The organism is Stenotrophomonas sp. Steno-Z10-BAI, from assembly GCF_056393115.1.
On the sequence record NZ_JBWJOZ010000009.1, the window covers coordinates 22,756 to 37,712 of the forward strand.

Here is a 14,957-nt window from a genome sequence, read left to right on the forward strand (position 1 = left end):
CCGCTATCGCATTTGGCTCGTTTCCGGGCGGCAGCTAGACTGCAGGCCGGTGAAGGGAGGCAGCGGTCACGTGACGGCAGACCAGGACAACCGCGGCGGCGCGCAGCTGCCAGCGGCACACAAGGAACTGGACGGTTTGACCGTCTGGGTGGTCGAGGACGACCCGGAACTGCTGGCCCTGATGCTCGATGACCTGCAGTGGCGCGGTGCCGCGGTGCGGGGCCTGGGCAGTGCAGAGGCGCTCTACCGCGCGCTGTTGCATGATCGCTGCGATATCGTCGTGCTCGATGTCGGCCTGCCCGGCGAAGACGGGTATACGGTGGCCAGCCACCTGCGTCAGGCCGCGGATATCGGCATCGTGATGCTGACCGGGCGTGGCAGTCCGCACGACATGGCGCATGGCCTGACCCAGGGGGCCGATGTGTACCTGGTGAAACCGCTGGACCTGGACGTGCTGGCCGCCGGGCTGCTCAGCCTGCGTCGTCGCTTGTCCGCAGGGCGCCCGGCCGTGCAGACCGTCACGGAGGTGCAGCGGGCCTGGCAGCTCTCTGCTGATGGCTGGACGCTGCAGTCGCCCACGCAGCACACGCTCGCCTTGACCGCCATGGAGCGTGCTGCACTCCAACTGTTGTTCGACGCGGCGGGTGAGCCGATCACCCGCGAGCGTCTGATCGAACGCATCACCGATACCCCTTGGGACTTCGACCCGCATCGGCTGGACGTGCTGGTGCATCGCCTGCGCGCGCGCGTGCGTGCGGCCACCGGCGCGGAACTGCCGATGCGCGCCCTGCGTGGACAGGGGTACCTGCTGACCGCCTGAGGCGGCGTTTCCCCGTGTGAGCAAGTGTGAGCCAGCGTGAGCGGGCGGCACTGACTTGCCGATGCTGCACCACCACAATGCGCCCCGCCTGAGCGTGCCAATGACGACAGTCGTGCACGGTCAGGTCGCATCACGTCACGGGAGCGCAGTGCGTTCCCTCTGAAAGCAGCAGAGACCGGAACAGGGGAACAACGCATGTCCAGCCATAGCGATCGCGCAGCCATCTGCGCGGCGGTGACGCCGTTCGAGCGCGCAGACACATCCGCCCGCCTGGGCTGGTGGCGCGCCACCCTGGCGACCCTGCTGCTGGTCCTGCCGCTGTCTGCCCTGGCGATCGATCTGCAGATCACCGATTTCTCCGATACCGGTTACGACCCGGTACCGGCGGGCACCACGGTGATCTACAACATCAAGGTCGAGAACGGTGCCAACGACACCGCGGCCGGCAGCGTCACGATCATCGACCTGCCGGTCGGCACGGCGTTGGGCAGCCCGGCACCGGCCGGTTGCAGCGCCTCGCCCGGCAGTGCCGGCACGACCCGCGTGGTGTGCACCAACCCCACCTTGACCGCGTCCGGCGCGCCGTACCAGTTCAAACTGCCGGTCACCACCGTGCAGACCCAGCCGGCCACCATCACCCTGCATGCGGCGATCGGCTTCGCCGCCGCACTGCCGCCGGCGACCACGCCGATCGTGACGCTGCCGGGCAATGACCCCTTCTTTGCCGGTGACACCAATACCGGCAATAACATCTCCAACCAGACCACGACGATCCAGGCCGCTGCCGATCTGGAACTGAGCAAGTCCGCCACGCCCGACCCGGTGATCGGTGGCGGCGAAATCACCTACACCCTGACCGTCAAGAACAACGGCCCCAGCGTCACCACCGGCTTCCACGTGGTGGATACGCTGCCGCCCAACGTCACCTTGGTCGGTGCACCGAGCGGTGCGGACTGGAGCTTCAGTGCGCAGGACGGCACCTACAACGGCACCCTGGCCGTGGGCGCGAGCGCGAGCTATCAGTTCCGCGGCAAGGTCAACGTCGGCACCGGCAACATCGTCAATGCCGCCGTGGTCAATGCCGGCTCGGTACCCGATGCGGTGCCGGACAACAATGCCGCGCAGGTGACCACCGCGGTCACCGCCGGTGCTGACCTGGCGATGTCCAAGTCGGTCTCGCCGGCCCCGGCGGCGGCGGGCTCGGTGGTGACCTATACCCTGACCGCGCGCAACGATGGCCCGAGTGCGGCCACCGGCGTAGTGGTGACCGACGCGATGCCGGAAGGATTCGTGATCACCGGTGGCGTGGCGCCGGCCGGCTGGACCTGCATCAGCAATGCCGGAGCGAGCGTACGCACCTGCACCCTGGCCGGCAGCTTCGCGCCGGGTGCGCAGGCGATCATCACCATCACCGCGCAGGTGCCCTCGACCGGTACCAACAGCAGTGGGGTGGTCAGCAATACGGCAGAGATCCGTGCGGCCACGCCGGACCCGGTGCCGGGCAACAACAGTGGCACCGTTGGCCTGACCGTCATTCCCGATGGCGCCGACCTGCGCATGAGCAAGTCCAAGGCCCCGCTGCTGGTGCCGGTGTGGAACGGCACCGGCGTGCGCAGCGACAGCATGATGACGTCCACGTTGGGCGTGCAGAACCTGGGGCCGCGCACGGTGACCAGCAATCTGCAGGTGGTCGATACGCTGGCACCCGGCGAGGAGTGGGTGGATGCCAGCGGGCAGCCGATCCTGCCCGGCACCTCGGTGGTCGTGGGGCGGTGGAGCTGCAGCGTCAACCGTGTCTGGGCCGTCGGTCGGGCACAAACGGTGACCTGCACCCTGGCCACCGGCTACCCGGTGGCTGTCAATGCCAACGCGCCCGCACTGGCGCTGCAGACCCTGGCGCGCACCGCCGGGGCGCTGCGCAACGAGGCCTGCACCGGTGGCAGCGGCGGCTCGCTCGAGCCGGGTACCGCCGGCGGCATCGATCGCGACCCGAACGACACCAATGACTGCGCCGGTGGCGAGAGCCGTGCCACCGACGACCGTGCCGACCTGTCGATCACCAAGCAGACCAACGCGACGGGCGAGGCCGACAACATCATCCGCAACAGCGACGCCTCGGTGAGCTACACGCTGACCATCCGCAACGGCGGCGCAGCCACGACTGGCGTGGTGGTGAACGATCCGATCCCGGGCTTCGTCAACGGGATCACCACGGTGACTGCGGACGCCACGCCGGCAGGCTGGACCTGCCGCCTGATTGGCAGCGCGTGGGTGTGCGATGCGGGTACCACGGTGCTGGGCCGCAACGAGACCGCGGTCGTAGGCTTTACCGTCAACCGCGGCCTGTTCGACAGTCAGAACCAGCCGGCCGGCACGTGCGGCGGTCAGCCGCTGCTGCCGGGTCGCTTCTGCAATACGGCCGGTGTCCGTATCAATCCGGCCATCCCCGGCGCGCTCGGCGAGATCGACCAGAGCAACAACACCGCCTCGGACTGGGTCCAGATCGATGCGGTGGCCAATGTCGCCACCACCCGCAAGGACATCACCTCGGGTACTCCCGGGCGCGCCGGCGTCAACACGATCTATCGCATCACCTACCAGAACATGGGGCCATCGACGGCACGCGGTGTGGTCTTCAGCGACCTGTTCACGCTGCCTGCCAACGATGCCGGCTTCGTGCTGCTTTCCGCCCTGCGCACCGGTTCGGACGCAGCGGAAAAGGCGTGCAAGGTCACCACGACCGACCCGTCGGTCAGCTCCGCACCGGCGCCCGGCGGCACCTCCTGGTTCAACACCGGTGGCGCACCGGCCACGCTGCGCCTGACCTGCACGCCCAAGGACATGGCCAACAACTCCACGGAAACGATGACGGTGGAGATCCGCCCGAACGTCAACAGTGGCAATACCGGACGCCAGTTCACCAACACCGGTGGCTTCCATTTCGACCTCAATGGCGATGGGACGCCGGACCCGTCCAGCGGCACCGATGCCAATGGCCGTACCTACGATTACAACAGCCGCACCGACGACGACACCAAGGACGCCACCTTGCCCTTCGACGCCGGTCGCGTGGATCTGATTGTCAACAAGATCGACCAGAACTTCATCGGCGCGGTGGACCCGCTGGGCTTCGACTCCCGCACCGGGATGGAAAGCAACAACTACATCTACTACCAGATCAGCGTGCGCAACGCGGGGCCCTCGCTGGCCACGCATACGATGATCGATGACACCATCAGCCCGCCGCCCGGCGCCAGCGTGAGCCTGGTCGGCAGCAAAACCGGCAACATCGCCGGTCCGCAGGGTGCTCTGGAGCCGGTCGGCTCCCGCTGCTCGGTGGCTGCTGGCAGCACCAATCCCAGCACCGGGCCGCAGACCATTTCCTGCACCATGCCCAGCGCCGGTGTCCCCACGGCCGACCAAGGCGTCATCACCGCCAACCAGACCAGCTATCTGTATCTGGTCTACCAGTACATGACCGCACCGCCGGCGACCGGCGAAACGCTGAAGAACTCGGTCACCGCACGGTCCTCTGAAGCAGAGAGCGACACCAGCAACAACACCGCCACCCAGGAAACCAGCATCCGCACCCGCGCGGACCTGGAAATGAAGAAGTCCAGCGTGGTGCTTGCCCCGAATGCCGACCCCGCCCAGGCCTTGCCGGCGGCGGCGGGCACCGTCAGCCTGCACCAGCCGTTCTGGTTCGTGCTGGACGTGATCAATCACGGCCCCGGGCACAGCCTCTCGCGCGATCGCAGCGGTACCAACCCGCTCAACGGCGATGGCGTGGTCGTCACCGATACCCTGCCCGAAGGGCTGGAAGTGCTCGGCGGCGCGGCTGCGATCACCTGGCAGAAGCGCGGCGCCACTGCGGACCCGGGCGTGCAGACCACCGGCCTCGGCAACTGCCTGCTGGTGGGCCGCGCCGTCACCTGCCGCATGGGCGACCTGGCCCTGGACGGGCAGGTGCGCGTGCTGATTCCCGCGCGCTGGACCACGCTTCCGGCCAACGGCAATGGCCTCAATACCGCCAAGGCCACCAGCGACCAGCTCGATCCGGAGCCGGGCAACAACGAGGACACCACCACCCACACCGTGGTGCGTTCCTCGCTGGCCGGCGTGGTATTCCAGGACCGCGACCGCGACGGTGCCAACGGTGGCACGCTGCAGAGTGGTGAGCCGCTGATCTCCGGCGTCACCGTGCACCTCAGTGGTGAAGACGCGTACGGCAATGTTGTTTCGCTGGATGCCACCACCGACGCGCAGGGTGCCTACCGCTTCGAGAACCTGGCCCCGGCCGGTACCGCCGGTTACACCCTGACCCAGAGCCAGCCGACCGCCTACGTCAACGGTCCGGTTGCGCCGCCGTCAATGGGCGCGCAGGCGCCGTCGGCTGGTGGTGTCTTCGCCGCGGTAACGCCGGTCACCAGCGCCGATTCGGTCTACACCACGATCGCGTTGGGCGCGGGCGTGGATGCCGTGCGCTACAACTTCCCGGAAGTGCGTCGCCCGTCGTTGTCCGGCGTCGTCTACGTGGACAGCAACTACAGCAATGTGCGCGATGCCGGTGATGCGCCGATCGCCAACGCCACCATCGAGCTGCTCGATGCTTCCGGCACCGTGCTGGACACCCGCACCACCGGCAATGACGGCAGCTACAGCTTCATCGGGCTGGACCCGCTGCAGGTCTATACGCTGCGCGAAGTGCTGCCGGATGGCAGCTATCGCAACCGCCCCAGCGCGATCAATCCCGGCCTGATCGGCGGCGTCGCCTGCACGAGTTGCACGGTGACCACCGGCGCGAGCGGCGATGCGCCCACGACGGACCGCATTGTCGGCATCGATCTGTCCAGTGGCGACGACGGTACCGCGTTCAACTTCGGCGAAGACGCGATCACGTCCATCTCCGGCCACGTCTACCTGGACCGCAACGGCAATGGCGACTTCGACGCCGGTGACGCCGGCGGCCGCGGCTCGCAGCCCAATGGTGGCCTGCTGGACGTCACCATCACCCTGACCGGCGCAGGCCCGGACGGCCTCTATGGCACCGCCGACGATCTGCCGCCGGTCACCGTGCAGACCGATGCACAGGGCCGTTACACCTTCGACAACCTGGTCGTGGGGCAGCACTACCGCATCACTGAAACGCAGCCGCAGGGCTACGCCGATGCGGCCGAGAACCCGAGCAACCAGATCGACATCACCGCGCTGCCGTTGACCGGTTCCAGCGGCAATGATTTCGGCGAGAAGCTCGGCTCGATCGCCGGCTCGGTCTACGAAGATTTCTCCAACGTGGCCGCCGGCAACAACAGCGGCCTGCGCGACAGCGGCGAGAACCCGATCGCCAACGTGATCGTGACGCTCACCGGTACCGATGTGCTCGGCAATCCGGTCACCCTGACCGCGACCACCGACGCCGATGGCGCCTACCGCTTCAGCGATCTGCTGCCGGCCCAGGCGGGCACCGGCTACACGCTGACGGAAACCCAGCCGGCCACCTACCTGGACGGCAAGCACACCGCCGGCAACGCCGCCACGCCGGGCAGCACCGCCGTGCCCAACGTGATCTCCGGCATCGCCATCAACCCCGGACAGGACGCTACCGGCTACCTGTTCGGTGAGCTGGCCAACGCCCCGATCAGCGGCACGGTCTACCTGGACCGCAACGATGACGGCGACAACAACGCCGGCGACGTCGGCATCCCCGGCGTGCAGGTGATCATCGTGGGTGCAGGCCCGGACGGTGTGTTCGGCACCGCCGACGACACCACCGAAACGCTGGTGACCAATGCCGATGGCCATTACAGCTATCCCGGCGCCGTGGCCGGCCAGGATTACCGCATCACCGAGACCCAGCCGACCGGCTTGGCCGAGGGTCGCCAAACCCCGGGCAACCTGATCACGATCACCAACCTGCCCGTGACCGGCTCCACGGGCAATGACTTCGGCGAGCGCGCTGCCGCGCTCTCCGGCACCGTCTACCTGGACCGCAACAACAACGGCGTGCAGGACGCCGGCGAACCGGGCCTGCCCAACGTGCAGGTGCAGCTGCCGGGCGGCACCGTGGATGTGCTGGGCCAGCCGGTCGCGGCGGTCGCGACCGATGCCGACGGGCGCTACCGCTTCGACGACCTGCTGGCGGGCACCTATACGGTGACCCAGCAGGCTGCGCAGCCGGTGTTCAACGGTGTCGCCACGATCAATGGCATTACGGCCACCGGCACCATCGACGGCACCGCGGTCGGCACCGCCACCCCGGTGGCGAGCGTACCCAGTGCGATCAGCGCGGTCGTGCTGCCGGCAGGCAAGGCCTCCATCAACAACAATTTCGGTGAAGTGCTGCCGGTGTCGATCTCCGGCACGGTGTTCTTCGACGCCGACAACAATGGTGCGCAGAGCGGCGCCGCCGAAACCGGCATCGAAGGCGTCACCATCGAGCTGATCGGCACCGACGACACCGGCGCCAGCGTCACGCGCAGCGTGCAGACCGACGCCGATGGCCGTTTCGCCTTCGCCGATCTGCGCCCCGGCACGTACACCCTGACCGAACCGCAGCAGCCGACCGGCACCAGCAACGGCATCACCACCGCGGGCACCGTCGACGGTGTCAGCAGTGGCACCGCCACGCCGGTGACCACCGTGCCCAGCCGCATCAGCACGATCGATCTGTCCACTCCGGGCATCGCCTCGGTGGACAACCTGTTCGGTGAGATTCCGCTCAACAGCGGCATCAGCGGCAAGGTCTGGATCGACCGCAACAACGATGGCGTGGTCGACCCCGGCGAAACCGGTCTGGCCAACGTCACCATCACCCTGACCGGCACCGACCTGGTGGGCAATCCGATCACCCGCGACACCGTGACCGATGCCGAGGGCAACTACAGCTTCAGCGACCTGCCGCCGGGCACCTACACGGTCACCGAGCCGGACCAGCCGGCGGGCACCCGTGACGGCCGTACCGTGGCCGGCAGCACCGGTGGCAGCGTGACCGCGCCGGGCAGCACGCCGTCGAAGATCACCGGCGTGGTGCTGGGCGTGAACCAGCAGTCGGTGAACAACAACTTCGGTGAGATCCCGACCGGCAGCATCGCCGGCCGGGTCTACAACGACAGCAACGACAACGGCGTGGTCGACGCAGGTGAGGGCGGCATCGCCAACGTCACCGTGGTGCTGACCGGCACCGATGATCTGGGCCAGGCGGTCTCGATCACGCTTACCACCGATGCCGAAGGCCGCTATCGCTTCGACGAGCTGCGTCCGGGCACCTATACGGTGACCGAGCCGACCCAGCCGCCGCAGACCCTCAACGGCATCACCAGTGCCGGCGCCGTGGACGGTGTCGTCACCGGCGTGGCCACCGGCCGCGACACGGTGCCCTCGGCGGTCAGCCAGATCGTGTTGCCGCTGGGCGGGGACTCGATCGACAACAATTTCGGTGAGATCGGCGATTCGCCGGACATGCTGGTCACCAAGACCGCGGGCAGCGCACGCTTCACCGTCAACAACATCGCCACGTACACCCTCCGGGTGCGCAATGGCGGGCAGCAGTCGTCGCGCGGCGAATACACCGTGCACGACCGGCTGCCGCAGGGGCTGACCCTGGCGGCGGCGCCGAGCGGGACCGGTTGGGTCTGCACCGGCGCAGTGGGCGACACCCGCTTCGATTGCCGCAGCCAGCAGGTGCTGGCCGCCGGCGCCACCTCGGTGGACACCATCGAGGTGCAGGTGCTGGTCGGTGCTGCCGCCGCGGAAGCGGGTACCGTGAACAATGCGGTGCTGGTCGAAGGCGGTGGCGAGAATGAATTCCGCGCACCGACCCCGGCCGAGCGCGGCGCGTTCGAGGGCGATGTGACCCAGCTGCCCGAGTGCGTGGAAACGATCCAGTTCAACGCCTGCCGCGTGCCCAATGCCGTCCAGCTGGCCGCCTCGGTCGGCGGTACGGTGTGGTACGACATCGGCAGCGATGACCAGCTGCTGGACGGCGGCGACAAGCGCCTGCCATCGTGGGTCGTCGAGCTGGTCGACCCGGCCAGCGGCCAGGTGGTGAAGACCACCACGACCGGTGCCGACGGCAGCTACCGCTTCGGCGACGTGGTGCCGGGCGTGACCTGGAACATCCGCTTCCGCGATCCGACCTCCAACATCCTGTGGCCGAATCCGGTCACCCGCGAAACCGTGGCCGGGATCCAGGAAGCCTGCGACGCACCGGCCGCCATCGCGCGCGCCGGGGTCAGCGCCTGCCGGATCAACGAGAACGGCACCAGCCAGCTGGAAGTCGTGCTCCGCCCGGGCCAGCACCTGCCGCAGCAGAGCCTGCCGGTGGATCCGTCGGGCGTGGTCTACGACGCCACCACCCGCGACCCGGTTCCGGGCTCGATCGTGACCCTGGCGCCGGTCGGCCTGTGTGCCGGCTACGACCCGCGCACCTCGGTGCTCAATGCCGGCAGCGGCGGCTATCGCCTGGAAGGCAGCGCGATCTCGATGACGGTGGGCAGCGAGGGCTTCTACCAGTTCGCCTTCGGCCCGGCCGCGCCGGCCCGCTGCGAATTCCAGCTCACCGTGACGCCGCCGGGCAGCTATCAGTTCGTCTCGTCGCTGATCCCACCGCAGGGCGGCTCGCTGTCGCCGGCCGGCAGCGCCGGTGCCAACCACTTGGTGCAGCCGAATCGTCTGGCACCGACCGGTGCGGTCGGCATGGCGACGCAGTACTACCTCGGCCTGTTCGCCGGCTCGGACACCGCGGCCATCATCAACAACCACCTGCCGCTGGACACCGCGGTAGCGACCGGCCTGGCGATCAGCAAGAACGGTGACCGCCAGACCGCGGAGATCGGCGACACCGTGCAGTACACGATCACCATCCGCCAGACCGCAGGCAGCGCGCTGCGCACGGTCAACGTGATCGATCGCCTGCCGCGCGGCTTCACCTACATCGACGGCACCGCGCGTGCCGATGGCCGCGCCGTCACCGATCCGTCCGGCAAGCCGGGCCCGTTGCTGGGCTTTGATGTCGGCCCGATCACGGTCGGTGGCCAGATCGTGCTGACCTACCGCGTGCGGGTCGGCGTGGGCGCGCAGCAGGGCGATGGCATCAACCGCGCACAGGCGTTCGGCTGTGCCTTCAGTGGCGGCTGCATCGACACCGGCAGCCTCACGCCGCTGCCGGGTGCACTGCCGTCCAACCGTGCCGAGTACCGCGTGCGCGTCACCGGCGGTGTATTCACCGACCAGGCCTGCGTGCTCGGCAAGGTGTTCGTGGACTGCAACAACAACCACGTGCAGGACCGCGAAGAACTGGGCATCCCCGGCGTGCGGCTGTACTTCTCCGACGGCACCTGGGTGATCAGCGATTCGGAGGGCAAGTACAGCTACTGCGGCCTGCCGCCGCAGAGCCACACGCTGAAGGTGGATGCCAGCACGTTGCCGCTCGGCGCGCGCCTGACCACCAGCAGCAACCGCAACCTGGGCGATGCCGACAGCCTGTTCCTGGACCTCAAGAACGGTGAGCTGCACCGTGCTGACTTCATCGAAGGCAGCTGTGCCAACCCGGTGCTGGAGCAGGTCAAGGCCCGCCGTACCCAGGGTGAGGTGCGTGCGCCGGAGACCGAGACCGGGCAGCCGCCCCTGCGTTTCGACAGCAAACCCGCGCGGGCGCCGCAACAGGCGACCGACTCGGCCAACCAGAGACCGATCGTGCAACCCAGAGCCCATCCGCCCGCTGCCGGCGCTTCGACGGAGGGCCAGCCATGAGCCGCGTCGCGACGTTGTCCCGCCTGCCGCGCCTGAGCCTGCTCGCCTGCGCCCTGGCTGCCGTGCCGGCCATGGCGCAGAGCGTCGGCAGCCCCGGCCGCTTCACGCCGGTGCTGGGCGATGCCAGCACCTTGTACCCGCGCAGCCCGGCCAGTACCGATGCTGCCCCGCGCGCGCTGGACAGCGCGGTGCCGGGCACGCTCGACCGGATCCTGGTCGAGTTGGACCGTGATGGCGTACCGGCCGATGGCCAGAGCGCCGTGCATGTGCGTGTGCAGCTGCTGGACGCCGCCGGCCGCGCGCTGGCCGGCACCACCTATGCCACGATCGAGACCAGTGGTGGCCGCATCCGCCTGCCCGGCTCGCGCACCGATGAACTCGGTCCGGGCGCGCTGGACGCCGACAAGGTCACTCCGGGCATCCAGCTGCAGGTGGTCGATGGCGTGGCCGAATTCGACCTGCTTGCCCCGCATGAGCCGCAGGACGTGGTGCTGCGCATCACTGCCGGCGCCGAGACGGCGCAGGGCACGATCGGGTTCCTGCCGGAAATGCGTGAGCTGCTGGCCACCGGTCTGATCGAAGGCGTGGTCAACTTCCGCCGGCGCAGCAACGCCGGCCTGATCTCGCCGGTAGAGCATCACGATGCCTTCGACCGTGACATCCGCCGCTGGGAACGCCAGTTCAACAACGGCAAGGCCAACGCCGCCGCGCGCACCGCGTTCTTCGTCAAGGGCCGGATCAAGGGCGAGTACCTGCTCACCGCCGCCTACGACTCGGACAAGGACACCCGTGGTCGCCTGCTGCGCGATATCCAGCCTGAAGAGTTCTACCCGGTCTACGGGGATTCCTCGCTGCGCGGCTTCGATGCGCGTTCGGCCGAGCGTCTTTACGTGCGCATCGACAACCAGCGCAGCTACCTGCTGTACGGCGACTTCCAGACCGGCGATACGCTGGCCACCGCAACCGGTATCGGCGGCAGTGGTGCGATCCCGCAGCGCAGCCTGGGCACCTACAACCGCACCGCTACCGGCCTCGGCTGGCATTTCGAAAGCGAGCGCGTGCGCAGCAACGTGTTTGCGATGCAGGATTCGCTGCGCCAGGTGATCGAGGAGTTCCGCAGCCAGGGCAGTGGCCCGTATGCGCTGCGCAACAACGCCGTGCTGGAAGGCAGCGAGCGGGTGGAGGTGATCGTGCGCGATCGCAACCAGCCCACCCGCATCACCTCGGTGCGCTCGCTCGCGCGGTTGGTCGATTACAGCTTCGAACCGTTCTCCGGCCGCATCCTGCTCAATCAGTTCCTGCCGGCCTTCGACAGCGATCTCAATCCGGTGTCGCTGCGCATCACCTATGAGCTGGACCAGGGCACCGAGAAGTTCTGGGTGGTCGGCGCCGATGCGCAGGTCAAACTCACCGAGCAGCTCGAGGTCGGCGCGGCGGCGGTCGATGACCGCAATCCCTATGCCGCGTTCAAGATGGGCAGCGCGAACGCGAGCTACCGGTTCGGCGCCAACACGCTGCTGGTGGCCGAGTTCGCGCGCACCCGCAGCGAGGTCAACACCAACTCGATCAACCAGATCACCTCGCAGGGCCTGAAGGACATCACCGGGGAGGTCGAGGGCGATGCCTGGCGGGTGGAGTTCGCGCACAGCGCCGACAAGCTCGACGCGCGCGTATTCGCCGCACGTACCGATCCGGCCTTCAACAACCCGGCGGCGCCGCTGTACGGTGGCCGTGGCGAGTACAACGCGCGGTTGGCATACCGGGTGGGCCCGCGGCTGGAACTGTATGTGGAAGGCCTGCGCAGCGAGGACCGCAACCCCGATGGCGGCAAGCGCGATGCCGGCGGTGCCGGTGTACGCATCGGTGCTACCGAACGGCTGACCGTGGACCTGGGCGTGCGCAGCATCCGCGAGACCATCGGCGTGACCTCGCCGTGGTCGTCCGCGGTGCCGTTCGGCAATGCTGGCGGTCTCACCGGTGGGTTTGCGACCGGATCCGGTGGCGGCGCACTGGGCTACGGCCAGCAGGCGCTGGATCCGCTGACCGGCCTGATGGTCATCAACGGCAGCAGCAGTGGCAGCCCGATCACCAGCGACCTGCCGGTCGGCACCGAGCTGGAATCGGACAGTGCCCGGTTCGGCCTGGGCTACCGCCTGAGCGATCGCCTCAGCGCGGGTGCGGAAGTGGAGCACAGCGTCAGCGGCGAGGACCGCAAGCGGCTGGCGGCCGGCCTGGATTACCAGGTGTTCGAACGCAGCCGCGTGTATGGCCGGTATGAGAAGCAGACCGGCCTGACCAGCGCCTACGGCATCACCACCACCGACCGTGAAGCCGATGCGCTGGTGTTCGGTATCGACAGCAGCTACCTGCGCGATACCCAGACCTTCAGCGAGTACCGCCTGCGTGACTCGATCAGCGGCCGCGATGTGCAGGCCGCCTCGGGTATCCGCAACAACTGGGACATCCGCGAAGGCCTGCGCCTGGCCAGCTCGGCCGAGCACGTCAAGGTGATCGACGGCAGCACCGGGGACAGCACCGGCCTGGCACTGGCGCTGGACTACAGCGCCAACCCGCTGTGGCGCGGGGCGATCCGTGCCGAGCACCGCATCTCCGAAGACGTGCCCGATACCGAGGCCAACGAGGCGTTCAACACCACGCTGCTGCAGTTCATGCTCGCCCGCAAGCTCAGCCGTGACTGGACACTGCTGGCGCGCAACTATCTGCTCAGCACCCGCTATGAGGTCCGCGGCGATGTGCTGCAGGATCGTTTCCAGCTCGGCGTGGCCTACCGCGATACCGACCGCAACCGGATCAACGCGCTGGCCCGCTACGAGTACAAGCTGGAGCGCGATGAAAGCGGCCTGACCCTGTCCGACGGCAACACCATTGATGGCAGCAGCCAGGACGTACGCACCCGCGCGCATATCGTCTCGGCGCATGCCGACTGGCACCCGTCGCGACCGTGGTGGTTCACCGGCCGCGTGGCCGGCAAGTGGCAACAGGACCAGTTCGCCTACACCGATAGTGCACGGGTCAACAGCCGCTTCCGCGCGATGCTGTTCTCCGGCCGCGTGGTGTACGACATCACCGAGAACTGGGATATCGGCGTGCTGGGCTCCACCTTCCGTGGGCAGAGCGGTGCCAACCAGTACGCCTACGGCATGGAGGTCGGCCGCCTGCTGCGGCAGAACCTGTGGCTGTCGGCCGGCTACAACTGGAGCGGCTTCGCCGGCGATCGTGACCTGAACGGTTACGAGTACACCCAGCAGGGCGTGTTCCTGCGCCTGCGCTTCAAGTTCGATGAAGACCTTTTCCGGCCGGACCCCGTCCGCTACCGCGACCCGGCACGCTGAGGATGCCCTGATGACGACCCTTTCCCCGATTGACCGTATTGCTCCGTCGCTGCTTGCCGCGGCCCTTCTGGCTGCCGTGGCCGGTCCCGCCGGCGCGCAGCAGGCGCAGTTGGTGCCGCAGCAGCAGCGCATCACCGATGAGGCGATCCATGCCGACCATGGCACCTATGAGGCCACCCAGGGCCGCATCCAGGCGCTCAATGACGGTGGGCGCCCGATCCGCGACTACCACCTGTCCAAGGCGCAGTGCTGGCTGGACGTGTCCTTCCACGAGTACAGCCGCAACGATCGCAGTGCGTTCCCGCAGCAGGCGCTGACCGAATCGGAGAAGCTGATCATCGGCATGGAGCAGGGCGTCTCGCCGCTGCCCACCGATACGCCGCTGGTGAACAACGCCAAGTACCTGCGCGATGACCTGTGGCAGCGCCTGCGGGTACTGCACGGTGCGCCGGGCTTCGTGTGCGCGCAGCAGCAGGTCGCCTGTGGTGAGGTCGAGCTGGTGCATGCCGGCAATGAGTTCAACCAGCAGCAGTGGCGCCATTCCAAGCCGTATATCCAGATCGCCGAGGAACTGGTCAATGACGCCGAGGCGCTGGCCCGCCAGTGCGACGTCGCCCCGGCCATCGTCGCTGCGCCGGGGCCATTGGTGGCCAATGTGCTGTTCGAGTTCGACCGTGATGCGTACCGCGACATCCGCACCTACTCGCTGGAAAGCGTGGACCGCGCGCTGGCCAGCATCGCCGATGAGTCACTGCAGCTGGACGGTGTGACCCTGGTGGGTCATGCCGACCGCATGCAGGGGCGTGGCTTCGATGCCAACCAGGCGTTGTCCGAGCGGCGTGCCCGTACGGTGCGCGAGCTGCTGATCGGGCGGGGTATCGATCCGGACCGCATCCGCTATGAGTACAAGGGCGATACCCAGCAGGTGCAGCAATGCGATGGCGTGCGCCCGCGGGCCGCGCTGCTGGAATGCCTGTTGCCGAACCGGCGGGTGGAAGTGCGGTTCGAGGTGACGCGCTGATCCGCCTGCGCGA

The 14,957-nt window shown here is 68.1% G+C and carries 4 protein-coding genes; all 4 read left to right on the forward strand.

Annotated features, from left to right (window positions below):
* The first annotated feature begins 70 nt into the window (after window positions 1-70).
* The 4 genes from AC06E9_RS17925 to AC06E9_RS17940 all read left to right on the forward strand — a co-directional run bounded on the left by AC06E9_RS17925 (window position 71) and on the right by AC06E9_RS17940 (window position 14,944).
* Entirely contained in the window at window positions 71-820 is a 750-nt protein-coding gene (locus AC06E9_RS17925; protein WP_461769707.1) for a response regulator transcription factor, read from the forward strand.
* A gap of 195 nt (window positions 821-1,015) precedes the next feature.
* Window positions 1,016-10,570: an SdrD B-like domain-containing protein gene (locus AC06E9_RS17930; protein WP_478056547.1), complete on the forward strand. Its 9,555-nt coding sequence runs from the start codon at window positions 1,016-1,018 to the stop codon at window positions 10,568-10,570.
* Complete coding sequence (locus tag AC06E9_RS17935) at window positions 10,567-13,923, forward strand: hypothetical protein (RefSeq protein WP_478056548.1); 3,357 nt, start codon at window positions 10,567-10,569, stop codon at window positions 13,921-13,923. The genes AC06E9_RS17930 and AC06E9_RS17935 overlap by 4 nt, the downstream gene beginning before the upstream one ends.
* Before the next feature lie 10 nt (window positions 13,924-13,933).
* Window positions 13,934-14,944, forward strand: a complete 1,011-nt coding sequence (locus tag AC06E9_RS17940; protein WP_183073730.1) for an OmpA family protein — start codon at window positions 13,934-13,936, stop codon at window positions 14,942-14,944.
* The last annotated feature ends 13 nt before the right edge of the window (window positions 14,945-14,957 follow it).